The 25,782-nt window shown below is 34.4% G+C and carries 19 protein-coding genes; 11 read left to right on the plus strand and 8 right to left on the minus strand.

Annotated features, from left to right (window positions below; genetic code table 11):
* Positions 1–6: 6 nt before the first annotated feature.
* Entirely contained in the window at positions 7–2,205 is a 2,199-nt protein-coding gene (locus JI747_RS17015; RefSeq protein WP_225690072.1) for a reprolysin-like metallopeptidase, read from the plus strand.
* A gap of 49 nt (positions 2,206–2,254) precedes the next feature.
* Here JI747_RS17015 and JI747_RS17020 read toward each other — a convergent pair whose 3' ends face one another.
* Positions 2,255–3,136 (minus strand): mechanosensitive ion channel family protein, encoded by an 882-nt coding sequence (locus JI747_RS17020; protein ID WP_225690073.1) that lies wholly within the window; start codon positions 3,134–3,136, stop codon positions 2,255–2,257.
* A 96-nt stretch (positions 3,137–3,232) separates the two neighbouring features.
* Between JI747_RS17020 and JI747_RS17025 the strand changes: the two genes are divergently transcribed.
* The gene (locus JI747_RS17025; RefSeq protein ID WP_225690074.1) at positions 3,233–3,868 is read left to right on the plus strand and encodes a peroxiredoxin; all 636 of its coding nucleotides are present in this window, start codon (positions 3,233–3,235) and stop codon (positions 3,866–3,868) included.
* Positions 3,869–3,961: 93 nt separating this feature from the next.
* Here JI747_RS17025 and JI747_RS17030 read toward each other — a convergent pair whose 3' ends face one another.
* The 3 genes from JI747_RS17030 to JI747_RS17040 all read right to left on the minus strand — a co-directional run bounded on the left by JI747_RS17030 (position 3,962) and on the right by JI747_RS17040 (position 7,514).
* A complete protein-coding gene (locus JI747_RS17030) occupies positions 3,962–4,552 on the minus strand; it encodes a hypothetical protein (RefSeq protein WP_225690075.1) in 591 nt (196 codons plus the stop codon).
* Between the two features lie 159 nt (positions 4,553–4,711).
* Positions 4,712–5,227, minus strand: a complete 516-nt coding sequence (locus JI747_RS17035) for a PepSY domain-containing protein (RefSeq protein ID WP_225690076.1) — start codon at positions 5,225–5,227, stop codon at positions 4,712–4,714.
* A gap of 85 nt (positions 5,228–5,312) precedes the next feature.
* Complete coding sequence (locus JI747_RS17040) at positions 5,313–7,514, minus strand: TonB-dependent siderophore receptor (RefSeq protein WP_225690077.1); 2,202 nt, start codon at positions 7,512–7,514, stop codon at positions 5,313–5,315.
* Positions 7,515–7,688: 174 nt separating this feature from the next.
* On the opposite strand from JI747_RS17040, the gene JI747_RS17045 reads away from it, so the two are divergent.
* Positions 7,689–8,747 (plus strand): Gfo/Idh/MocA family oxidoreductase, encoded by a 1,059-nt coding sequence (locus JI747_RS17045; protein ID WP_225690078.1) that lies wholly within the window; start codon positions 7,689–7,691, stop codon positions 8,745–8,747.
* Positions 8,748–8,894: 147 nt separating this feature from the next.
* Here the strand turns inward: JI747_RS17045 and JI747_RS17050 are convergent, their stop codons facing one another.
* Complete coding sequence (locus JI747_RS17050; RefSeq protein ID WP_225690079.1) at positions 8,895–10,796, minus strand: ABC-F family ATP-binding cassette domain-containing protein; 1,902 nt, start codon at positions 10,794–10,796, stop codon at positions 8,895–8,897.
* A 215-nt stretch (positions 10,797–11,011) separates the two neighbouring features.
* Here JI747_RS17050 and JI747_RS17055 point away from each other — a divergent pair, with 215 nt between their 5' ends.
* Positions 11,012–12,658: an alpha/beta fold hydrolase gene (locus JI747_RS17055; protein WP_225690080.1), complete on the plus strand. Its 1,647-nt coding sequence runs from the start codon at positions 11,012–11,014 to the stop codon at positions 12,656–12,658.
* Here the strand turns inward: JI747_RS17055 and JI747_RS17060 are convergent.
* Positions 12,655–13,518, minus strand: coding sequence for a glycoside hydrolase family 25 protein (locus tag JI747_RS17060; protein ID WP_225690081.1), 864 nt, complete (start codon positions 13,516–13,518; stop codon positions 12,655–12,657). The two genes, JI747_RS17055 and JI747_RS17060, sit on opposite strands and share 4 nt — an antisense overlap.
* A gap of 65 nt (positions 13,519–13,583) precedes the next feature.
* Here JI747_RS17060 and JI747_RS17065 point away from each other — a divergent pair, with 65 nt between their 5' ends.
* The 5 genes from JI747_RS17065 (at position 13,584) to deoC (ending at position 18,123) form a co-directional block, all read left to right on the plus strand.
* Entirely contained in the window at positions 13,584–14,846 is a 1,263-nt protein-coding gene (locus JI747_RS17065) for an NAD(P)/FAD-dependent oxidoreductase (RefSeq protein ID WP_225690082.1), read from the plus strand.
* Positions 14,843–15,514 (plus strand): tRNA (guanosine(37)-N1)-methyltransferase TrmD, encoded by a 672-nt coding sequence (gene trmD, locus JI747_RS17070; protein WP_225690083.1) that lies wholly within the window; start codon positions 14,843–14,845, stop codon positions 15,512–15,514. Before JI747_RS17065 ends, trmD begins: the two co-directional genes overlap by 4 nt.
* Before the next feature lie 413 nt (positions 15,515–15,927).
* Positions 15,928–16,875 carry an endonuclease/exonuclease/phosphatase family protein gene (locus JI747_RS17075; protein WP_225690084.1) on the plus strand — a complete coding sequence of 316 codons (948 nt, stop codon included), beginning with the start codon at positions 15,928–15,930 and terminating at the stop codon, positions 16,873–16,875.
* A gap of 27 nt (positions 16,876–16,902) precedes the next feature.
* Positions 16,903–17,373: an Lrp/AsnC ligand binding domain-containing protein gene (locus tag JI747_RS17080; RefSeq protein ID WP_100376671.1), complete on the plus strand. Its 471-nt coding sequence runs from the start codon at positions 16,903–16,905 to the stop codon at positions 17,371–17,373.
* Between the two features lie 3 nt (positions 17,374–17,376).
* Positions 17,377–18,123 (plus strand): deoxyribose-phosphate aldolase, encoded by a 747-nt coding sequence (gene deoC, locus JI747_RS17085; protein ID WP_225690410.1) that lies wholly within the window; start codon positions 17,377–17,379, stop codon positions 18,121–18,123.
* 53 nt (positions 18,124–18,176) lie between these two features.
* On the opposite strand, the gene dusB is transcribed toward deoC, so the two are convergent.
* Entirely contained in the window at positions 18,177–19,175 is a 999-nt protein-coding gene (gene dusB / locus JI747_RS17090) for a tRNA dihydrouridine synthase DusB (protein WP_225690085.1), read from the minus strand.
* 198 nt (positions 19,176–19,373) lie between these two features.
* Here dusB and JI747_RS17095 point away from each other — a divergent pair, with 198 nt between their 5' ends.
* A complete protein-coding gene (locus JI747_RS17095) occupies positions 19,374–21,344 on the plus strand; it encodes a beta strand repeat-containing protein (RefSeq protein ID WP_225690086.1) in 1,971 nt (656 codons plus the stop codon).
* Between the two features lie 123 nt (positions 21,345–21,467).
* Here the strand turns inward: JI747_RS17095 and JI747_RS17100 are convergent, their stop codons facing one another.
* Positions 21,468–24,683 carry a hypothetical protein gene (locus JI747_RS17100; protein ID WP_225690087.1) on the minus strand — a complete coding sequence of 1,072 codons (3,216 nt, stop codon included), beginning with the start codon at positions 24,681–24,683 and terminating at the stop codon, positions 21,468–21,470.
* A gap of 187 nt (positions 24,684–24,870) precedes the next feature.
* On the opposite strand from JI747_RS17100, the gene JI747_RS17105 reads away from it, so the two are divergent.
* Positions 24,871–25,671: a T9SS type A sorting domain-containing protein gene (locus JI747_RS17105; protein WP_225690088.1), complete on the plus strand. Its 801-nt coding sequence runs from the start codon at positions 24,871–24,873 to the stop codon at positions 25,669–25,671.
* Positions 25,672–25,782: the final 111 nt, after the last annotated feature.

Raw genomic sequence — 25,782 nt, forward strand, 5'->3', positions numbered from 1 at the left:
CCCCTCATGAAAACTAAACCATTTATTGTCTCGTGCCTGTTGATGGCCGTGCAGGGATTTGGCCAGCAGAATTACTGGTCAAAACTTAAAGATCAAAACGTAAGTAGAGAAAATTTGAGTCCGAGATGGACAACTCCGAATACTTTTTCTTTATACCAACTAGATTTAGACAAAATTAAAGCAGATCTTAAAACAGCTCCGCAACGTTTTTCAAAAGATGAAAGTTTAATCATTAAATTTCCTGATTCAGATGGGAAAACAAGAGATTATATTGTTCAGGAAGCATCTGTGATGGAACCAGAATTGCAGGCAAAATTCCCTGAGATCCGCTCGTATGTTGGTTGGCAAAAAAATCATCCGGAAAATTCGATCCGTTTCAGTGTGACTCCGCAAACAGGAATTAGTGTGATGTATTTTGATAATTGGGAAGTAAGCTATCTGGACACTTATGCAAAAGATCATTCCTCTTTCATTCTTTACAAAAGAAAAGATCTGCCTAAAAATGATCGTCTTTTTGAATGTCATGTAGAAAATGAATTAGATAATTTAAAGAATAATGGGTCTACGAATAAAGCCCCTTTGGTTTCTGACGGTCAGTTCAGAACATACAGATTAGCTTTAGCTGCGACAGGAGAATATACGACTTTCCATGGTGGAACGATCGCGGGAGCACTTGCTGCAATGGCAACTACAATGACGAGAGTAAATGGAGTCTACGAAAAGACTATTTCCTCTACAATGGTAATGATAGCCAACAATAATTTAATCATTTATACTAATGCTACTACAGATCCTTATACAAATAATAATGGATCTACGATGTTAGGCGAAAATCAGACGAATATTAATACCGTCATTGGAACGGCTAATTATGATATTGGCCATGTTTTCAGCACGGGAGGTGGCGGTGTTGCCTATTTAGGATCAATATGTACAACCAATAAAGCAAGAGGAGTTACAGGTTCAGGAGCTCCGGTTGGAGATCCTTTTGATATCGATTATGTAGCTCATGAAATGGGGCATCAGTTTGGAGGAAACCATACTTTCAGAGCCAATACAGGTTCATGTAGCGGAAATGCAAATAATTCTACAGCATATGAACCAGGGAGTGGGACTACCATTATGGCTTATGCAGGAATTTGTGGAGCAGCAAACAATGTTCAAAACAACAGTGATGCGTACTTTCATGCTGCCAATGTGCAGGAAATGTATGCTGTCTTACAAAGATCATCGGATTGCTCTGTGAAAACTCCGAATAATAATTTAGTTCCCACTGCAGATGCAGGAGCAGATTATAGTATTCCTAATGGGACGGCTTTTGTTTTAACAGGCACGGGAACCGATCCTAATGGAGATCCGATCACGTATTTATGGGAGCAGTATGATAATACTTCAAATACACAGCCTCCGGTTTCTACGGCAACAGTAGGTCCTGTGTATCGTTCTTTGTCTCCGACAGTTTCTCCTTCAAGATATTTTCCGGTGCTAAGTTCAGTTGTTGCTAATAATCTGATTCCAAAATGGGAAGTTACCCCAAGTGTTGCAAGAACGCTGAATTTCTCATTACTTGTCAATGATAATAAAGCAACAGGAAACCAGGCTGCAAGAGATGCGATGGTAGTAACCGTTACAAGTGATGGTCCTTTCACGGTATCTTCACATATAAGTAATATTAATTATACTGGAGGTACAACGACTAATGTCACTTGGAATGTGGCAGGAACAAACACAGGAACGATCAATACCCAAAATGTTACGATTTTACTTTCGAAAGATGGTGGTTTAACTTTTAATACAGTTCTGGCTGCAAGTGTTCCGAATAACGGTTCTGCAACGGTGAATTTACCTAATGAGAATATTGCTTCAGCAAGAATAATGGTAAAAGCGCTGAATAACATTTATTATGCATTGAATTCTTCAAGCTTTTCAATCACCCAGTCATTGGGAACTTCAGAATCTGAAATTAAGGGCAGTTTCTCAATCTATCCTAACCCATCCCATGATGTGGTTAATATTAAATTGAAAAACCAGTCACAAAAAGCAGACTATTCATTATTTGATGCTTCAGGAAGACTGGTGAAAAACGGAAGCTTTAAAGGCGAAACAAAAGTGAAAGTTAACGATCTGACCAATGGAAATTATTTGATCTCGATTGCTTTGGAAAACGGTGAGAGGGTAACTGAAAAATTAATTATAGGAAAATAATTATAAAGTTTATTAAATACAAAAGCAGTCGTTTTGACTGCTTTTTTTATTAATCGTGATTTTCATTGATGCCGATTTCTCCATTTGTAATGCTTATACTTGTTGGCGTTACCAGCTGAATCCCGTCTGCATCAAAACGCTGTTTTATTTTTAATAAAGCTTCACTTTTTAACTGTACCATATTGGCTCCTATTTTCATCCAGAATTTAGCCTGTAAATTAAAAACGCCTTGTTTCAAATCGGTGAAGATAACTTCCACATTATCCAGCCGATCAACATTATCTAGGCTTGTTATAATTTCTAAAATTCCCTTTTGAGCTTTGCTGATATCTTCATCTGCGGGAATTTCAAAATTTAAAATAATTCTTCGTTGAGGAGATGCGGTAATATTGTAAAATGGAGCATTAAAAACGACCTGATTGGGAATATAAGCTTTTTTTCCATCATCCGTAAGGATTTTTGTCGTTAGAAAACCAATTTCCTGTACCGTTCCGGAGTGGTTTCCTATAGTAATATAATCACCAACTTTGTATGCTTTATCAATTCCGATCAGCATTCCTGAAAATATACTGGAAACCAGATCTTTCAATGCAACCCCGGCAATTACCCCGGCAACTCCCAAACTTCCGATGAATTTCCAGAGAAAACCGCTGAAGCCCATGATTTCTAATGAGATAAATGTTCCCATGATCATGATTAAAAATCTGAAAACACCAATTAAAGTTACCAATGAGCTTTCTTTTTTACTTTTTGGGAAAAATTTATGAAAAAGCTTTACCGCGATTTGGCTGAGATATTTACTTGTGAACAGAAAAAAAGAAAATACAATAATTCCCACCACCAGTTTTGGGGTGAGTTCAGCAAAAGTTAAATACCAGTTTTCTAAAACTTTGTACACAACATCTATATATCTTAAGCCTGTTTTCTCCATAAAATTTTAAAATTAAATTTTTTTATAATTTTTAAACAAAAATTTTGCCAGTCTCAAAAAGTCTACTAAATTTGTAGACTAATAAAACAAATGAATATGTCAATTAAACTAGGAGATACAGCACCAGATTTTAATGCAGAGTCTACATCCGGAAATTTGAATTTCTATGATTTTCTTGGAAATTCATGGGGGATTTTATTTTCCCATCCCGCAGATTATACCCCGGTATGTACTACAGAACTTGGCTATACTGCAAAGCTGAAGTCTGAATTTGAACAAAGAAATACAAAAGCAATTGCTTTAAGTGTAGATGAAGTAGAAGACCATCACAACTGGATAAAAGATATTAATGAAACTCAAAATACAAAGGTAGAGTTTCCTATAATTGCTGATAAAGACAGGAAAATTTCGGAATTATATGATTTTATTCATCCGAATGCTTCTGCAACAGCTACCGTTCGTTCTTTATTGATTATTGATCCTGAGAAAAAAGTGAGATTGATTATTACTTATCCGGCATCTACAGGAAGAAACTTTAATGAGATCATAAGAGTTTTAGATTCTTTACAATTGGTAGATTCTCATAAAATCGCGACTCCTGTCAATTGGAAAAATGGTGAAGATGTTATTATTCCACCGGCAGTTTCTACCGAAGATGCTAAAAAAATATTCCCTAAAGGAGTAAGAGAAATAAAGCCGTATCTGAGATATACGCCTCAACCCAACATTTAATTTATTTGATTTTTTATAGTTTAGTTTTAATTTGTACGAAAAGCGGCCCGGAAATTTCCGGGCCGCTTTTACTATTTTTTAATACAGAAGATTCTAGTTTGCTTCTCTGATTACCTGTTTTGCTTTCGCTGTCGGAATATAAATACTGAACCCTACATTGAATGTAATATTAGAATTTAATCCTTCACTTCCAAATCCTGCTTGTCCTTGGTATTTTACTAAACCTTCCAATCCGATGTTAGGAGTAATGAAGTAAGAATATCCAGGTCCTACTCCAAAATCAAGACCTGTCGTAGAATTTCCGTTTTCTACAGAAGATCCACCGATCCCTACATTTCCTTCAAAAAACCATCTTCCGTGGTTTAATAAATTATCAACTCCTTTTTCTCCCGGTGATAAATAATAACGTCCTAAACCTCCTACTGCATAATCAAATCTTGTAGGGCTTCCGTTGGTTACCTTGCTGATCCCAAGATTTACATATCCACCAACTGCTACATTATCATCAATAAAATAAGCTCCTTTTGGCTGAATTGCAATATTATAACCACCTCCTGTATTTAATCCGAAGTTACTGGAAAGAAGGCTGCTTCCTACTAACCAATTCCCTTTCTGTATCTGAGCATTTGCAGTTGCGGTTAATCCACCGATCGCAAATATTCCTGCTAAAATTAGTTTTTTCATACTTTATCGTTTTAATAATTAATGTTTATTATTCTAATAATTGTTAAAAAACAATAAATATGCCATGTAACTCATTTTAAAGTGATTTTTTATGATTTACTTCAGTTCAAGTAAAAATAGGATGCAATTTTTTGATCACTTTTTTATTGATTTTACAATTTATATGAAAACAAGAATGATAGAAACGATAAGTCCTACAATGGTAAATACCATTCCACGTTTGAATGCTTTTGTTTTAGGATTGAACATCCAGAAACTTGAAATCACAAAGAAAAACAAAGCGATTCCAAAGAAGGTATTTAATGGAGAAAGAGTATCTTTAGACTGGGATTTGTGAAGTTTTGTCATTTTATCCAACACAAAAGGAAGTTCTTTTTTTGTGTATTTTGCCTGACCTGTTGCTGCATCGTACGTTCCCTGTTTGAATCTCAAAACGCTACCTTCAGTTTTTTCCACTTCTAGGTTTTTCATTTTTAATTCTTTTCCTAATTCCTTTTCAGAAAGATTTTTAGCGATTACTTTATCAATTTTCTTTTCTTTTTTCAGAAAATCGGTATCTCTGTAAATCAATAAAACTCCACTTACTGCATATACCGCCATAATACCTGCAAGGAAAAACCCTAAATAGCGGTGCGTAATTCTCATAAAACTTCTTGTGTCTTTAATCTTATCCATATCTTAATTATTTTTTGTTTTATAAAGTTAAAAGTGGAAACTGCAAAAATGCAACTTCCACTTTGATTTGAAAAATTATTTAATCTTAAAGTTTATATGTTAATGTGAAATAGAAATTTCTTGGTGTAATCGGGTTTACAGAATAGTTTTCGTGAACGTTATAGTTTACAGTATCAAACAGGTTTCCCACTTTTCCTTGAATTGAGAATTTCTTCCAGTCGTAGCCTGCGCTGAAATCTACTGTTGTGAAGCCATTCACATCAATCATCCTTGTGACTTGTGTTTGATTTTTCGTATCATTCCAACCAGCTTTTCTATCTCCTGTATAAAATACTGTTGTTCCAATTTTAAGACCTTTAGCAAAATTTGTAAATGTATAGAAAGCTGAAATATTTGTTGTAACAGCAGGAGTTCTTACTAATCTTTGATCTTCTACATAACCATAAATATCTGGAGTTTTTGTATAAACAGCATTGTTGTATGAAATACCTCCGATTAATGATAGATTAGTTAATGGGTTTCCTGTAATATCTAATTCTATACCACGACTTCTTACTTTTCCTGCAAATTCTTTCAAATTAGAATCTGAGTTTTGAGTAACTCCATCGGCTTTAAATCTTGCAGTCGTGTAATTATTGTTGTTAACAATTTGATATGCTGTTAAGTTAATTGCAACTGCATTATTAAAGATATTCTTTTTAATCCCAATTTCATACTGATCTACAGTGGAAGGTTTCAATGATTCAAAATTTACAGTGGTTCCTGTATTTGGAACAAATGAATTGGTGTATGTCGCGAATACTGAAATATTTTCATCAGGATTGTAAATAATACCTACTTTTGGTGAGAATGCGTGATCTTCTGTTTTTGCACTTGCTACTGGAATTACATATCCAGGTATAAATATATTGTCTGAAGATTCACCATTAGTTAAATAAGAATAACGAACTCCAGCTAAAACTTTTAAAGATTTTGTTAATTCAACTAGATCTTGGGCATAAACTCCAAATCTTCTTGTCGGAATTCTTCTTCTGTAAGCTTTATCTGCGGTTGGCATTGTTCCATCATTTGTCCAAGTTGAAGGATCATTTAAAAGAAATGTACCTAAAGTTGTACTGCTTAATTTAAAAGTGTAAGAATCAGCTACTCCATAATCTCCATCAGTACCGACCAATAGTTTGTGATTAATATTTCCAGTCTTAAACTCTCCATTTAAATTAATCTGTAATGAAGTATAATTTTGCTCATTGTAAGTTCTACCTACCGGTCTTGTCCAACTTGGATTTAAATTATTCGTTTTTGAATTATAAGCCCACTGAACTCTTTCCGTAGAAAAATAATCTTTTGTATAATTTTGATAAGAAGCGACAGCATTTAATGACCAATTATTATTAAATCTATGATTTAAAATAATATCAGTTGTAGCTTGTTGATTGGTTTGGTATTGCCAATTTGTTCCAAAGAATTGATTTCTGCTAACTTCAGTTGCTAATCTAGAAACTCCTGTTGCATTATCTGTAACACTTCCAATTCCAAAATCTGGTGTGAAAGTATGATATAAATAATCTCCTTCTACGATAAGCTGAGTATTTTCACTAAGGTTAAAGAGAAAAGACGGATTGAAATAATTTTTTTTAGATTCTACTAAGTCTCTGAAACTTTCAGCATATTCATAAGTTCCGTTTACTCGGAATGCAATATTCTTTGAAAGAGGTCCATAGATATCTACAGTTGGTTTATATGAGTTCCAGCTTCCCGCACTGAATCCAACTGAACCTCCGAAATTAAATTTTGGTTTTTTGGTAATCAAGTTTACAATTCCACCAGGACCAACATTTCCATAAAGCATGGCGTTTGCTCCTTTTAGTACTTCAACTCTTTCAAGTCCGCTTACTTCGGGAAATACTCCGCTATTAATTTTGGCTCCATTTTTGAATATATTATCATTTCCAAAAGTAAAACCTCTTCCTCCGAAACTATCCTGAGAGCCTCCTCTTGCAGAAGTAAGGTAAATTCCGTTTACGTTTTTTATAACATCGCTAAGCTGCTTTGCCTGTTGCTGTTCAATGATTTCGTGAGTAACGATTGCAATTGGTTGAGGAGTTTCCATTACTGTCAGATTTGACTTTGTAGATAATGGTTTTGCCTTATTAGGGTTTCCTGTTTTATAAAGGTTTACGTCTTCAATAGTCTGAATTTTGATGGTATCAGATTCAGTTTTTTTCATTTGTGCACCTATAGATACAGCTGTAAACAGCAATCCTAAAGTTACCAGTTGCTTTTTCATTTTTATTTTTATTTAGAGTGGTTTTAAATAAGGTGCAAAGCTAATTATTTATTTGTCTTTATTTAGATTTATTAAAAATAATATTGCTGATTTTTATCATAACAAATGTTAAAATTTACATTCAGGCAATCTTATTAAAATGTATTTATAAATATCTTTGTTAAAAATATTAGTATGCAATTGGTAAAAGTTGGGCTATGTGCCTTTGGAATGAGTGGGAAGGTTTTTCATGCTCCGTTTTTGAAAGAACATCCAGGTTTTTTTATGTCTGCGGTAGTAGAGAGAAGTAAAGAAGAATCTAAAGAAAAATATCCTGATGCAGTTATTTATCGATCTGTTGAAGAAATGTTAAACAATTCAGATGTTGAATTAGTAGTCGTGAATACACCGGTTCAGACTCATTTTGAATATGCGAAAATGGCTTTGAATGCGGGTAAAAATGTAATAGTAGAAAAACCTTTTACGGTGACTTTGGCAGAAGCAGAAGCCTTAGTGAAATTGGCTGATGAAAAAGGATTGTTTCTGAGTGTATATCAAAACAGAAGGTTTGACAGAGATTATCTGCAGGTTCAGAAAATTATCCAGGATAAAAAAATAGGAAATCTGAAAGAAGTTGAGATACGATTTGACCGTTTCAGAACTGAAGCAAGTGGAAAACAGCATAAAGAAAACCCTGAGCAAACAGGATCTGGTTCTCTGCATGATTTAGGATCACATCTTATAGATCAGGCAACACAGTTTTTTGGTTCTCCTCAAAAATTATTTGCCGATATTTTTTCAATGAAAGGAAAAGAATTTGCGAATGATTATTTTGAGATCCTTTTATTTTATCCTAATGAACTCAGAGTACGGTTGAAGTCTTCGGTTTTTAGCAAAGAAGCTCATTATGCTTATATTTTCCATGGAGATAAAGGAAGCTTTTTACAGGAAAGAACTGATGATCAGGAAAATGAATTGGTAGCAGGAGCCATTCCTGAGTATGGAAAAGAATGGACAAAACCTTTACAGGAAGCCGATGGAATTTTAAACTTCATCAATGAAAATTCAGAAACAGAAAGAATTCTTACGTACAGTGAAGCTGGTAATTATATGAATTATTACCAACAAATTTACGAGTATATGGTTTTTGGATATGCTTTGCCGTCACCGGGACAAGAGGTGATTCAGAATATGAAAATCATTGAAGCAGCAGAGGAAAGTGCAAAAGAAGGGAAGATTATTAACTTAGCTTAAAATTATGCTTAATAACTAACCACAAAAGAAACAAAAGCTATTTGAAATTTTTAGGTAAATAAAGTTCTTAAAAAATAGATGTGATTAATTCTTTTGTGGTTAAATAAAAAAGAAAAAGGTTCATGAATTTTTCATGAACCTTTAATTTTATGCTTCTCCTAGAATTTCTTGAAGTTCCAGCCATCTCATTTCGTGGTTTTCCAATTTTTCGGAAATCGTTTCTAAATCGGCAGAAAGTTTGGAAATTTTTTCATAATCAGCTTCGTTGTTCAGCTGATCCAATATTTTTCCTCTCTGTTCTTCCAGTTCGGGCATTTCTTTTTCAATTGATTCCAGTTCTCTTTGTTCCTTAAAAGAAAGTTTTTTCTTTTTCGTTGAATTTTGAGATGGAGTGGGTGCTGAAATATTTTCTTTTACAGCTTCCTGTTTCTGAATCGTATTTTTTTCTAAAGATTCTTCACGACTCTTCGCTTCTCTGTATTCTGAGAAATTCCCGACAAAATCTTTTATTTTTCCGTCTCCTTCAAATGCCAGAATATGATCCACAATTCTGTCCATAAAATATCTGTCGTGGGAAACAATAATCAATGAACCTTGGAACATTTGCAGAAAATTTTCAAGAACGGTTAATGTAGGAAGATCAAGATCATTCGTAGGCTCATCGAAAATCAAGAAATTTGGATTCTGATACAGAATATACATCAGATGCAGTCTTCTTTTTTCTCCTCCTGAAAGTTTTGAAATGGGAGAATATTGAGATTGATCGTCGAATAAGAACAATCTTAAAAACTGAGAAGCTGAAAGACTTTTGCCATTGGCTAAAGGATAAAATTCGGCAATTTCTTTAATGAAATCTATTACTCTCTCATCTTCTTTATACGTTAAGCCTTTTTGGGAAAAATATCCGAAAGAAATCGTTTCTCCGGTTTCTATTTCACCTTTATCAGCTTTTTCAAATCCCTGAATGATGTTCAGAAGCGTAGATTTTCCGGCCCCGTTTTTACCTACGATTCCTATTTTTTCTCCTCTCTGAAACTGATAGCTGAAATCTTTAAATAAAACTTTATCTCCAAAGCTTTTATCAATATGATGAAGTTCAAGGATTTTGCTCCCTAACCTTTTCATTTCAAAATCGAGTTCCAGCCCTTGTTTTCTCGTATCTGTTTTGGCTACTTTTTCGGTTTCGTAAAAAGAATCAATTCTCGATTTAGATTTTGTCGTTCTTGCTTTAGGCTGTCTTCGCATCCATTCTAGTTCTTTTCTGTAAAGATTGTTGGCTTTATCTATGGTTGCGTTCATATTATCTTCACGAATCATTTTATTTTCAAGGTAGGTTGCATACGAACCATTATGAAAATAAAGATTTTTATCTTCCATTTCCCAGATAATATCACAAACGCTGTCTAAGAAATATCGGTCGTGAGTGACTAATAATAAAGTGATTTTGGCTTTATTTAAATAATTCTCAAGCCATTCCACCATTTCTACATCCAGGTGATTGGTCGGCTCATCCATGATCAGCAATGTATGGCGGTGTTCAGCTCTGGTTTCAGTTAATAACTTTGCCAGTGCTACACGTTTGATCTGTCCTCCTGAAAGTGTTCCCATTTTAGCCTCAAGATTGGTGATTTTAAGCTGAGACAGAATCTGTTTCATTTCATTCTCAAGATCCCATGCTTTGTGAACTTCCATTTCAGCTAATGCTTTTTCGATGAAATCATTGTCAGTAGAATGGAGGGATTTATGATAGTTTTTAAGCGCTGCAATCGGAGCAGAATCTAACGTCATCATGAACTCATCTACGGTAAGATTCGAATCAAAATCTATTTCCTGATCAAATAAAACGACCTGAATATCTTTATTGATGATTACATTTCCGCTGTCTGCAATCTCTTTTCCCATCAGAATTTTCAGAAGAGTAGATTTTCCGCTTCCGTTTTTGGCTACAATGGCAATTTTATCTCCTTCATTGATGTTAAAAGAAATATTTTCAAATAAAACTTTTATTCCGTAGGATTTGGTAAGGTTTTCAGCAGCAACGTAATTCATTTCTATAAAAATTTGTAGCGCGAAAATACAAAAATATAAAGCGTTACAAGAGAGAAAATAGATTTTGCTGCGGAAAGATTTTTAAATGTTTTTAATAATTGATTTCACTTTTGTGTGATGATTTAGAATAAATTTAACAATTCTAAGATCAAATTTAATAAGCCGTTATGAGCTTTTGATAAAATTAATAAAGAATTTTGCTTCAAATTTTTACCATGAAAAAACTTACAATTTTACTTCTTTCCTTTGTTGCGGTTTCCTTCCATGCACAGGTGATTTCGGCAACGGTATTTTCTAAAGATGAAAACAAGCCGATTCCTTATGTAAAAGTAGGTGCTGAAAAAGAAAAAACCGGAGTGATTTCTGACGAGAACGGACGTTTTTCCATTGATCTTTCAAATTTTAATTCTACCAAACCTATTTTGATAGAAGTTCCCGGATATGAAAAATATTCTCAGTCTGTTCAGAACTTTAAGAATTTAGACGGACAAAAAATATTCCTGAAAGAAAAGGTGAAAAATATTGATGAGGTAAAGATTAAACCTAAAAAACTCGTAGATAAAAATTGGGGTGTAAATACCAAAACAAAGAGCGTCATGTATTCTGTAAACCCGGATTTTAAAAACGAAAATTTTTTGGGCGAGACGGCTTTAGAATTTAACACGAGCAGGAAGTCCAAAATTAAAAATATCAATCTGAATATCTCAAGTTATACTTCAGATCAGCCTGTTATTATGCGTTACAGTATTTATTCGGAGAAAAACGGTTTTCCGGATAAGAATATTTTAGATGAAGAGATTACGGTTGAGCTGACGAAAGATATGATAAAAGACGGTACCTTTACTTTAGATGTCAATGATCGTAATATCTGGGTTCAAGGGAAGTTTTTTGTTGGAATACAGTTTTTGAAAAGATTTCAGGGTAGAATTACCATTAGTGCTGCGCTGTTCAGAACCGGATATATCAGGGAGTTTTATGGAGACTGGAAAAAGATGACTATTGCAGCACCGGCAATTAATATTGATGTGAAAGTGGATAAAAACGGTAAAAATACCAAAGACGAAGTAAGAGATAACAACGATAAAGTTTCAATGTTAGCTCCGGATCTCAGTCAGTATAATATGGAGTCTGAAAATTCTATATATGGAAAAAATGATGTGGCCGGAAATACTCTGAAATTAAATGATACCGAACTGTATTATGAAACCTACGGCGAAGGAGAACCGCTTGTGTTACTTCATGGAAATGGAGGAAGCATTAAAGAATTTTACAAACAGATTCCCGAACTTTCAAAACAGTTTAAAGTCATTGCTGTCGATACAAGAGCTCAGGGAAAAAGTAAAGATTTTACGAAAGGGGAGCTGAACTACAAAATTTTTGCAGATGATCTGAAAAATTTAATGGATCATTTAAATATTCCGAAAGCTTATATTTTAGGATGGAGCGATGGTGGAAATACAGGATTGGAATTTGCTTTAAAATATCCACAAAATCTTAATAAATTAATCATTATTGGAGCCAATGCATTTCCGGAAGGTGTAGATGATGATCTGCTGAAGAACTTTAAAAGTAAAGTTCATATCATGCAGCTTGCTAATCAGCCGGAAAATGAAACTGAAAAAAGATTGCTGAACTTAATGCTGAAAGAGCCCAATATCAGTAAAAAATCGTTACATCAAATTCAAAATCCGACGCTGGTTCTTGCCGGAGAAAATGATGTGATTAAAAAAGAGCATACAGAAATGATTGCCCGGGAAATTCCAAATGCTAAACTTAAAATTTATCCTAAAGCAAGCCACTATCTTCCTTTCGAAATTGCAGAAGATCTAAATAAAGATGTGATTGATTTCCTGAAGAATTAATCTAGAGTCAGTCTTTTTAAAGACCATGAATTTCCATTGTAGATATCCAGATCCACTTTGGTATTGATACCGTGTACAATTCCGTTTTCCGTAAACTGCCAGAAATCCCAGTTGTCATCGGGAGACGGAGCGGGAACATCATTGTAATTGGCAAGCCAGAGTGGATACTCATCAAATTCACCTTTTAAAAAGTCTTTGTAATAGTGATAATAGGTGTAGATGATGGGTTTCTCACCATATCTTTCTTTCACAATTTTGCACCAGACTTTTAAGTCTTCGATCAGTTTTTGGTTGGATTTTCTTCTGGGAATTTTTTCAATATCTAAAATAGGAGGTAAGTCACCTTCTTCCAGCTGTACATTGGCCAGGAAATTATTGGCCTGAATCACAGGATCTTCATCAGCTCTGTAAAAATGATAAGCTCCGCGTATCAGTTCATGTTTTTTTGCCTGTTGCCAAAACTCATCAAAATGTTTATCCGCATTGCGGTTTCCCATCGTTGCACGCATCACTACAAATTCTAAAGGAATGGTCTTGTTGCCGATACTTAAACTGTCCCAGCTGATGTCTTCCTTATTCTGATAATGAGAAACATCAAAACCATACGTTTTATCGAGATTATCCGAGAGTATTTTTTGGATTCTTAAAGCTTCTGTTTCAGAGTTATGAAGTTTTTTATGCTTAAATTTATTAAAATACAAAGCATAGTAATAGTTTATAGAGTGTTTTAAATACAATCCGGTTCCGATAAGAGCAATGAAAAGCAGTGCCAATAGAATCTTGCGACGGAAAAAATAGTTCTTCCGCCGGCTTTTATGAATCTTTTTGGCAGTCTTTTTGGTGTACTTTTTAGGGCTCATAAAGTTTTGCAAAACTAACTTTTTAAGCGAAAAAATACTAAATAAAATAAGTAAATTTGTGTAATATGGAAACACGCGAAAAGATCATCATTATAGGAGGCGGCTTTGCGGGACTACAGCTTGCAAAAACTTTGAACAATAAAAATAAAAAAGTTATTGTTCTCGACAGAGTAAACCATCATATGTTTCAGCCGCTTTTTTATCAGGTGGCGTGTGGTAGGATAGAACCTTCCAATATTTCCTTCCCGTTCAGAAAAATCTTTCAGCAATCCAGAAATACACAGTTTCGTCTGACCGAGGTTAAAGAGATCGATCCGGTTCATAATAAAGTGATAACAGACGAAGCGGAATTTACCTATGATAAATTAATCATCGCAACAGGCTGTAAAACCAATTTCTTTGGCAATAAAGATATGGAGTCCAAAGCTTTCGGGATGAAAAATACACAGGAAGCCATCAGTATCAGAAACCATGTTTTAATGACGTTTGAAAAGCTTATCTTAGAAAAAAGTAGAAGTGATGACGGAAACTGGAATATCGTGATCGTAGGAAGCGGACCGACCGGGGTGGAGCTTGCAGGAGCTTTTGCAGAAATGAAAAAAGAGATTCTCCCAAGAGATTATCCGTATATGAACTTTGATCATCTTAAAATCATACTGATAAGTTCTACAGAAAAACCGCTTGCTGTGATGAGTAACGAATCTCAGGATAAATCTGAAGAATATTTAAAAGATTTAGGTGTAACTTTCCTTAGTGAAGAATATGTAACAGAGTACGACGGTGATAAGGTGTATATGAAAAGCGGAAAAGAAATTCCTTCAAATAACGTGATCTGGGCAGCAGGAGTTACCGGAAATGTGATTGATGGCTTTCCAGCTGAAAACCTTATGAGAAACCGATACATTGTAGATCGTTACAATAAAATAAAAGGCTATAATAATATTTACGCAATAGGAGATATTGCCTATATGGAAACCCCGAAATATCCTCAAGGTCATCCGCAGGTGGCCAATGTAGCCATAAATCAGGCTAAAAATCTTGGGAAAAATTTTCTGAAGAAAAATGTAAGCGAATGGAATGAGTATGAATATGATGACAAAGGCTCATTAGCAACAATAGGTAAACATAGAGCCGTTGTTGATTTACCATTTATAAAATTTCAGGGATTCATTGCGTGGTATTTTTGGATGTTCCTTCACTTAATGTTAATTTTGAGCGTTCGAAATAAGCTTGCCGTCTTTTTTAATTGGATGTGGAGTTATTTCAACAAAGATTCAGCATTAAGATTAATTATTTTACCTAATAAGAAAAACGGAACATTACAATGAGAATTGATATCATAAGCGTACTTCCAGAATTGATGGAAAGTCCATTTCAAACTTCTATTTTGAAAAGAGCAATGGATAAAGGACTGGCAGAAGTGCATTTTCATCATCTTAGAGATTGGGCAATCAATAAACACAGGCAAATAGATGATGAGCCTTATGGAGGAGGTGCAGGAATGGTAATGATGGTAGAACCATTGGATAAATGTATTTCTGAGCTTAAATCACAAAGAGAATATGATGAGGTAATTTACTTAACACCGGATGGCGTTACTTTAAATCAGAAAATTGCCAATACTTTGTCTATAAAAAATAACTTGATCTTCCTTTGTGGCCATTATAAAGGTATTGATCAGAGGGTAAGAGATCTGCATGTCACTAAAGAAATATCAATAGGGGACTATGTTTTAACGGGAGGAGAGCTTGCGGCATGTGTGCTTGCTGATTCTGTCATCCGTCTTTTGCCGGGAGTTTTGAATGATGAACAAAGTGCTTTGACGGATAGTTTTCAGGATGATCTTCTTTCACCGCCTATCTATACAAGACCAGAAGTATATAAAGGATTAGAAGTCCCAAAAATATTGCTGAGTGGCAATTTTGGTAAAATTGAGGAATGGCGACATGATGAAGCCGTAAGAATAACGAAAGAAAAAAGGCCGGATTTATTATAAATCCGGTTTTTTATTGGAATAAATTCTAAAAAACTCTAAGAAAAAAGAGTTAAAATTTTAATATTATCGAAAAAATATAAAATAATCCCGTTTTACAGACGGGATTTAGATTAAAAAACCACAAAATTAGGTATTGTTAGGTAGAATTTGTGATTTTTTTACGAAATTTATGCGCGGTCAAAATAGAGTAGAATTTCTCTTGGTCTGAAGAAAAAATAATTTAAAATTTAAATATTTTACAGTAAAATTTAAATCTATATTGATGATTGAATTGTTAATTTTCATATTATGTGGATTTGGTTTTTGAGTTTCTCGTAAAATAATTGTGAAATAAGTAATAATATTTGTAAAAAAGTGATAAATTTACATTCGGAACTTAAGGTGGAGAAACCGCGCTTTGAAAATAAATGTTGATGGAATTATTAGCTTTTTATAATGTAGAAAATTTATTTTTACCTGATCCGAAGCCCACACATAAGCTTGATCCTACTCATTCTGGATTGAGAAACTGGGACGACCGAAAATATAAGAATAAGCTACACAAAATTTCTCATGTTTTTCAACTTATAGAAGATAAGAAAGGTACCCTGCCATTCCTCATTGGTTTGTCTGAAATTTCGGGAAGAAAAGTTTTAGAAGAACTTGTACAGATGCAGCCCTTTTATTCAGAATACGGAATTGTTCACTACAATTCTATGGATGAAAGGAAAGTAGATGTAGCCTTGCTGTATGACAAATCAAAAGTGGAAATTTTAGATTCCGAAGCCATTACTTTTTTTTTTGAAAGAGGAAATCCTGATAAAGAGGATTATGATACTACAAGAGATGTCCTTTTTTCGAAAATAAAATGTAATGATGAAATTATAAACGTCTTTGTTGCTCATTTACCCTCCAAAAGAGAAAAAGACGTCAATAAGCCTAAAAGAGATTTTATTCTCAAAGAAATTAAAGAAAAAATTCTTGGAATTGTTACCAATAGTAGCGAATCTGTGATTTTGTTTGGTGATTTTAATGAGAATCCTGATGAAGAGAATTTAGTAGAAATGCTATCTGATTCGCATTCAGGAAAAATTTTAGAAAATCCCTTTAGGCAGTTATTTACAAATAAAAAATACTCCACGTACCATTATAAATCTGGGCTTTTATTTGATCAGATCATATTGTCTGCATCATTTTTTAATGAAAGCGCGGGATTTTGTTTTGAAGAAGCTTCTGTTTTTAATGCGGAAGAAATCAGCAGCCGCGATAAGATGTTTAGTGGGAGGCCTTTCAGAACGTATGCAGGAACCCGTTATTTGGGTGGTTACAGCGATCATTTTCCTGTAATTGTAGAATTAAGAAAACATAATAATAAAAAATAAAGTAAAAAAGTAAAAAGTTTAACAAAAATGAAAGACGCGGAAAACACAACCTACCATTTAGACTCCATTGACAAGCAGATTATCCATATGTTGATGGATAATGCGAAGACTTCTTTAGCACATATTTCAAAAAATGTGGGGATTTCTACAACGGCAGTGCATCAAAGGATCAAAAAATTGGAGCAGGCAGAAGTTATTGAAAATTCAATATCTTTTTTGAATCCTAAAAAGATAGGGTATAAAGTAATTTCTTACATTGGTGTTTTCTTAGATCAGCCAAGTCATTATCCGGATATGGTAAAAGCTTTGAGAGATATTAATGAAGTCGTAGAAGCGCATTATACAACCGGAAACTATACTATCTTCTTAAAAGTATTGTGTAAAGATAATGATCATCTGATGCAGATCCTTAGCAAAATTCAGAAGCTAAAAGGAGTAACCAGAACAGAAACTTTCATATCTTTGGAACAAGGTATTTACAGACAACTGAAAGTATAACAGATTATGAACATTGCACAATATTTGGATTCCACTTATTTGAAAACTCCGACACAGTCAGGGCTTTCAGATGAAGAGACTTTACAGAAAGATATAGAACTGACACAGGAAGCGATTGACAACGGAATTTTCGCTGTCATGATTCGTCCGGATTATGTGTCTGAGATCAAAAAATATATTCAGGAAAGACAATCCAATGTTGTGGTAGGAACTGTCATTGGTTTTCACGAAGGAACCTATTCCGTTGATGAAAAACTGGCAGAAGCTACAAAAGCAATTGCAGACGGAGCCGATGAACTGGACTTTGTTATTAATTACAATGCGTATGTAAAAGGAGACTTGAATCTAGTAAAGGATGAATTTGTACAATGTACAAAACTGTCTCTTGAGCATCATAAAATTGCAAAATGGATTATCGAGATTGCAGCTTTAACAGATGCTCAGATTGCAGATCTTACCAAGAATATTTCTAACTGGGCAGAAGAAAATTTCCCTGAAAATGAGCTATCAAAAATTTTCGTAAAATCTTCAACAGGTTTTTATGAAACTGAAAATGGAAAACCTAACGGAGCAACATTTGAAGGAATAAAAATTATGCTGGACAATGCAGGGAGACTTCCTGTAAAAGCAGCAGGAGGAGTAAGAACTCCGGAAGATGCCGAAAAAATGATTAATCTTGGTGTAAAGAGAATAGGAACTTCTTCAGCATTGGCTTTAATTAAAAATCAGTCTGCTTCAGAAGGATATTAATAAAATTAAGTGATATCAAAAAGAAAACCCATCAATTTTGATGGGTTTTTATTTTATGCTTGCTGAGCCAAATATTCTGTGTAAAATGCTTGGGTTTCTTTAATCAAAGCATCCATCTCCTCTAAAGTAAAGACTTCTAAGAATTTTTTTCTGAAATCTTTGAAATGAGGAACTCCACGGAAATAATTGCTGTAATGCTGTCTCATTTCAACCAAACCTAATCTTTCACCTTTCCATTCTGCGCTCCATTCTGCGTGCTGACGAACAGCCAATAATCTGTCTTCAATAGTTGGTGCAGGTAAATGTTCTCCGGTTTTAAAGAAATGTTTGATTTCGTTAAAGATCCAAGGATAGCCAATCGCTGCACGACCGATCATGATTCCGTCGCAAGCGTATTTTTGTTTGTATTCCAATGCTTTTTCAGGAGAATCGATATCTCCGTTTCCAAAGATTGGAATTTCAATATTTGGATTTTGTTTAATTCTTGAAATATGTTCCCAATCTGCCTCTCCTTTATACATCTGAGCGCGCGTTCTTGCGTGAATTGTTAAGGCTTTGATACCGGTTTCCTGAAGACGCTCTGCAACTTCATCAATATTAATGGAAGTACTGTCCCATCCTAAACGGGTTTTTACCGTTACGGGAAGATGAGTAGAGCTTACTACGGCTTTTGTCAGACGAACCATAAGATCAATATCTTTCAAAACACCTGCTCCCGCTCCTTTACAAACGACTTTTTTTACAGGACATCCGAAATTTATATCAACCAAATCAGGGTTTACGGTTTCTACAATTCTGGCAGACATGGCCATTGCTTCTTCATCACCCCCAAAAATCTGAATTCCGACAGGTCTTTCATAATCGAAAATATCAAGCTTCTTTCTGCTCTTGATGGCATCACGTATCAAGCCCTCAGAAGAAATAAATTCTGAATACATTAAATCTGCACCATGCATTTTGCATAACCTTCTGAACGGAGGGTCACTTACATCTTCCATCGGAGCCAGCAAAAGCGGGAATTCCGGCAGTTCTATATTGCCTATTTTTATCATGGTGCAAATTTACAAAATTCTATTTTATGTCTTGATAGAGTTTATAAGTAGATCATATTTGAATTTATTTATTTTTTGTAAAAGCTCTATTTTGCTGATGTTTTTGTTGTTCTGTTGATGTTTTAGTGTTTTATTTTTATTTTAATCAAATATTTGTTAAATATTTTGTATATATTTAAGATAGAAAAATAATACCATATGAGAAAACTTTTATTTTGCTTAATGACGGGCTTTGCCGTCATGAGTATTCACGCACAAGTAAATGTTGCTGCTACAAGTGGTACAGCAACTGGAACTTATACGACATTAAAAGGGGCTTTCGATGCCATTAATGCCGGAACACATCAAGGAGCTATCAATATCAGCATAACAGCAAATACAACAGAAACAGCAACAGCAGTTTTAAATGCGAGTGGAGGTACTACAAGCTATACATCTATAGTTGTAAAACCGGCAGCAGCTACAACTCCTACTGTTTCAGGAAGTATTGCGAGTGCAGCATTGGTAAGAATTCTTGGGAGTAACGTTACACTGGACGGAAGTAATACCGCTTCCGGTACAACGAGAGATCTTACATTTACGAATACATCGACTACTGGTCCACAGGTTATTACTTTTATTGCAACAAGTGCAGCTACAGCCAATACCAATATTGTTGTTAAAAACCTGAATATCGTAAATGGTATCAATACATCATCCGGATTCATCATGTATGACGGAAATACGACCCCTACTGGAGGATATTTTAATAATGTTACCATTCAAAACAATTCTATTAAAAAATCTTACATTGGATTGTATTTATTTACAGCAATCGCATTAGGAAACGGGGCGAATACTTTAGTTACGGGCAATGATTTCAGTGCTTCCGGAACTGATGCCAACAGACTTGTCGGGATTTATCTGCAAGGTCTGGATGGAGCAACAGTAAGTAATAATACGATCGGGAATTTTGAAACTACTAATGCTGAAATCAAAAGAGGAATCTGGCTAGCCACAGGAACTGTAAATACTACTATTTCATCCAACACAATTACAAATATTGGATATAGCGGAACAGGTGCAGGTGGTGCAACAGGTATATCTGTAACATCCGGTAATACAGGAGCAGCACCAGTTGCAGGAGTTATCATAAGAGGTAACAATATTAATAACTTTACTTCTAGCGGAACAGGAACTTTATTTAGCGGAATTTATATTGCAGGAACTTTGACTAACGGTGTTATTGTTGATAGAAATAAAATTACCTCCATTAAAAATACCAATACAAGCGGATATGGTGCACAAGGAATTTATTTAGCATCAACGAGTACTGCCGCAAATACTTTAATTGCAAATAATATTGTAAGTGGAGTAGCAGGATATGGATATCTTACAACGGGAGGAGTAAATGATAATGGAAACGGAATTGTAGTAGGAACAGGTGCCGGTTACAAAATTTATTACAATACAGTTGTAATGGATGCAAACCAAACCGTTTCGGGAAGACCTTCTGCATTGAATGTATTGTCTACAATTACGACAGCAGGTGCTATCGATCTGAGAAATAATATTTTTGTAAATACTCAGACACAGGCTGGAGATAAATATACAATCTATTCCAGTGCAGCCAATACTGTTTTTTCTAATATTAATTATAATAACTATTATTCTTCAGGAGCAAATCTTGGATATATCGGTTCTGCACTAACTGCCATAACTGATATTCAGACTGGTTTTGGAGGAAATGCGAATTCCATTAATGTTTTACCTGTGTTTGTTTCTGCAACGGATTTTCATTTGGCAGCATCAGGGAATTCAGCGCTTGATAATAAAGGTACACCGGTCGCAGATGTTACTGTAGATGCGGATAATAATCCGAGAAGTGCAACAACACCTGATTTAGGAGGATATGAATTTACAAATGTTGTTTTGGCAACCCAGGATATTAGCAGTAAAGACAGCAAAATCAGTTATTATCCAAATCCGGTTGTTGATTATTTAAATATCATAAACGACAGCAAGATTACCAATATAGAAATCTATAATGCTGGAGGACAAAGAGTAATGAGTGAAACAATAAATGCGGAAAAAGGTTCTGTAGATGTGAGGAAACTATCTCCGGGAATGTACATTTTAAAAATAAATTCAGACAAATCATCTGAGTCACTTAAGATTCTTAAAAGATAAATCTTAATATTTGAATTTAAATATAAATCCCTGATGCATAATGAATCAGGGATTTTTTTAATGATTAAATTGTGACACTCAGTGAGTATGGAATTTGAATATTTATTTTATCAAAAATTTAAGTTAGAAACTTGCTTTCACCTGCATACTACCAATGTGAATCGTTCTGTCTCCTGAATTTCTTCCTTCATACGTTAAATTCAACTGAAGGAAAGAGTTGATCGCCTGTTGGATGAATACACTCCATACCTGGTTTTTACCTGGTTTTAACCCATCAAGCATCTGATTTCCTACAATACTGAAATTATTTCCGGTGAAATCATTATTAATGAATGAGAAATTACCTCTGATAGACGTTTTTTTACGCTCCCATTGTATGGTTCCGGTAATATCGAAGGCTTTTAATAATTCTTCGCCGTCCACTCTCTGCTTTTCTCTGTAAGCAGAAGAAAGTTCAGCCTGTATGGCATCTGTGAATTTATAGGTTGCTTTAGGTTTTGTTTCAAAATTATTTAAACGGTAATCCCTTGTTGCGAACAATTGAGAAGAATTTTTAATATCATGAACTGAGTTTTCCCAGTCTATCCTGAATTCCTTATTAAACCAGTATCCGATATTTAGGAAATGTGAGGTTTGCTCTCTTTCTTCATTACTGAAATTGGCATTGATGAGGTTGTCATTCGATATAAAACGATAGTTACCATTCCAACCTGATTTTTCGGTAGGATTGAACTGTACGGAAGTTAATATATTTTGATTTTTAAGAATCTGATTATCGCTTTTTTCAAAAGGATTTAATACCAGTACTTTGTCTTTTTTATAAAATGAATTTTGCGAATTCAGGGAAATATTAAAATTCCATCGTTTTAAAAATTTATTTTCGGAATTAAAAATAATAGCAGGATTTACGAATAATGCTAACTGAAGTTTATTTTTATTGGAAGGAAGATAACGTACGGAATTGGTGTATACTCTGATATATTGAGCCAAATCCGAATATTCTGCAATCTCGAATTCATCAAGCTGCTGAACTCCATCACCGTTATAATCGGTCCATTTGTAAATACCCTGTCCGTCGGTTACCTTTATATATTGGAATTCTCTTTGAGCTTCCTGTCCGTTTCCTAGTTCGTAAAATGCTTGTAAACGCATCCCGTTTCTGAAAAGCTGCTGATTGTAAAGAATATTTCCAACAACGAAATCATTATTTTGAGTGGCATCCGCATCCTGATTCTGGTAGAAGAACTTTCTGTAATGAAGCAAAGCATTCAAGGTAGTTTTCTCTGTTTTGATGATCTGACTTTCGACCATGAATCCTAAAATATTATTCATACTTTGAAGACGGTTATCACGTACAGAGTCATTATCTCTCATGTATACTTTTGCCAATAATTTGGTTCTGGTACTGTCTCCGATTTTCTTCTGAACAAAAAGCTCTCGCCAGCTAAAACTGGTGACATCCATAAGCTGAGTGTCATTGTAGGTTTTTTCGTTATGCTCCATACTTCCTCCTACAGCCCAGCTTCCTTTTTGTCCAGTGAATTCTGTGGAAGCTCCTCCTCTTATGAATTTTGTGTTTTGAAGCGTTGCTTTTGTATCTAAATAAGATAAATTCCCTTTTGTTAAAAATTTACCTTTAGTCCAGGCAAAATCCAGATCGTTTTTAATTCCCTTATAAGAATCCTGCTCGTCCAGATAATTGACACGGTAATTTAAAGTCGATTTATTGTTCCATTTGTTTAAAAAGCTGAAAATAAATCTGTTTTGCGTTCTTCCGCTGAATTCCTGAGCCAAGTTGAAATCTCTGGAAAATTCCACATCATTAATACGGTCTAAAATATGGAATTGCTTATCAATATATTGATATTCAAAAGTGGGGGTACCGCTCCAGCTGTTTTTCTTGAAAACTTTGTTTCCGAAAATACGCCATGCATATCCCGTATTCAGCCTCGAGTCTTTTGAAGAGAATAAGTTGACATCATAGTTGCTTAAAGAGAAATCAGCTCCAATTTTACCATCTTTAAGCGCATATTCAGAATTTATCGAGTACACCTGAGACTTTTCGGGAGAAGGCAATTTTCTTACCGCTTTATAATCTCCCAAATTCGTTCCTACATATTCAAAAACACGTCCATTATTTGTGGTTTGGGTAAGTTTATAATCTCCCAAATTTGTTCCGAAGTAGGTGAAAGATACCTGATAAAGAGTTTCGTTGGCGTCTGTTGAAAATTCGTAATAATTTCCATTAGGATTCAGTCGGTACAGGATTTTATTTACATCATATTCGGTAATAACTCCGGATGGCGCATACATTAAATCAGGATTATTACCTGCATTTGCTAAGATTTGTTCATCTTCTTTAGAAAGATTGAGCGCAAGAGGAGCATTCTTATTGTCATTTTCCATAAACCAGTTTAATCCTAGTTTAAGTTTTTCTCTTGCGTGTTCAATTTTTCCTGTAAATAAATATCTTGAATAGTTTCTATTTGTATAATTATAAGATATGGTGATAAAATTTTGCTGGAAAATAGGACGGAAACTGGTGAAAGTAACTTCTCCAGTATTGTAATTAATAATATAATCCTGGTTTTCTCCTCTTTTCATCAAAATACCATCAATGAAAACTTGTTCGGAACCTGAAATAAGCGTAATGAACTGCTCGCCGTTTTTACCAGTCAGTCGATAGGGCCCCTGATTTCCTTCCACCCCTTGAAAACGGACTCTGTAGAATTCACTTCGGGCAACCCCCATAGAAACATCTACGAAAGTTTTATTTTCCTTACCCATTTCCGTCTGGAATTGAAGTCCCATGCTTCTCCTTTGGTATTTGGCAAAATAATTTTTTGTTTCGGCTAAATCCAGATGTCCTGCTCTAAGGATAGATTTATCCTTTATATTAAGCTGCATATAGATTTTATCAAACTCTTCCAGGGTTTGGGTATATCCATCAGCTTGAATAGGGAGATTGTGATCAGAAATACTGGCTAAAATTGTTACATCTTTAGACAGTCTTCCGGAGATCTGAAGATCCATTGAGCTTTGTACAGACTGCCCTTGGTTATTCCCAAAAGTAATCCCGCGAATAATAGATCCTTTGGAATTTAGCTCTCCTAAAAATCTTTTTTTATCATTTTTAGCTAAAACGGCTTCATCTACAATAATTCTGTTGCTGGTCTTTACAAAATCCAAAGTATCTTTTGTGAAAATATCCTGTTCCAGCTTTGCAGCAATGATACTATCCTTTTTTGCGGAAAAAATACTGTCCTTTTTTAAGGTGTCTTTAGGAAGGTTGGGATTCTTCCATGAGAAAACCTGAGCATTACTTAAAAATACGCCCATAAAAAACAATACGAATATTAAAAGATAATTCCGCAATTCCTTAAAAATAATTGGTAAAAATAGCTAAAAAAATACTTACACTTGGGGTTTTAGTACTATTAACAAAAAATTAATGCAATTATTGCTTTTGATTAAAAAAATGACGTAATTTTGCCCTATAAATTATAAATAATTAAAAATTTAAGTTATGAGAAAAATATTTACTGTTTTAGGGATTGTTGCGGTGTCTGCAGTAGCGAACGCACAACAGACGATTGTTTTATCTGAGGATTTTGCTACTTACACAGATGGAGGGAATACAGCTTCAACAGGTACTGGTGCTCCAAGTGGAACTGATATCTATAATCCAGGGTCAGCTACTAATCCAATTGCTCCTGTTACAAACTTTCCTACAGGTTCTAAAGTTTATAGTGCAGGTGGAATGGCTAAGTTAGGGACGGCATCATTAATTGGAACTATGACTTCTAAAACTTTAGATTTATCTAGTAATGGAGGAAATGTAGTGATTACTTTTGATGTAAAAGGTTGGACAGCTACTCCTAGTACAATACTTGTAAAAGTGACGAACTTGGCAGATCAAACTGTTTCTTATTCAGCTGTAATGAGCGGAAGTACAGAATCGAAAACTGTTACATTTACTGGAGGGCAAGCAAACTCTACTGTGACTTTTGAGACACCAACAACGGCGTTCAGAGCTTATTTAGATAACATTGTAATTAAAACTGTTGCTAGTGGTTCATTAGCTGTTGCAGATTTCGGAAAAACAAAATCTCTTTTTGTAAAAAATACTTTTGTAAAGAATAATGAGATTGCTTTCGGAGCTGATGCAAAAAATGTAAAAGTTTACAATATGTTCGGACAAGTAGTAAAAACAGCATCTGTAAAAGCTGACGGAACTTTAAATGTAGCTGATTTAGCAAAAGGAAACTATATCGTTACAGGTACTGTAAACAACGAAGCGGTTTCTCAGAAGATTTTGAAAGATTAATTTTAAAAGAAATTATATTAGAAAAGAGTTGTCATTTGGCAGCTCTTTTTTTGTTGGTAATAAAAAATTCACATAATTTAGAAAAAATAAATAACCATATAAATTAAAATT

Source organism: Chryseobacterium tagetis (assembly GCF_016735585.2).
GTDB classification, from domain to species: Bacteria; Bacteroidota; Bacteroidia; order Flavobacteriales; family Weeksellaceae; genus Chryseobacterium; species Chryseobacterium tagetis.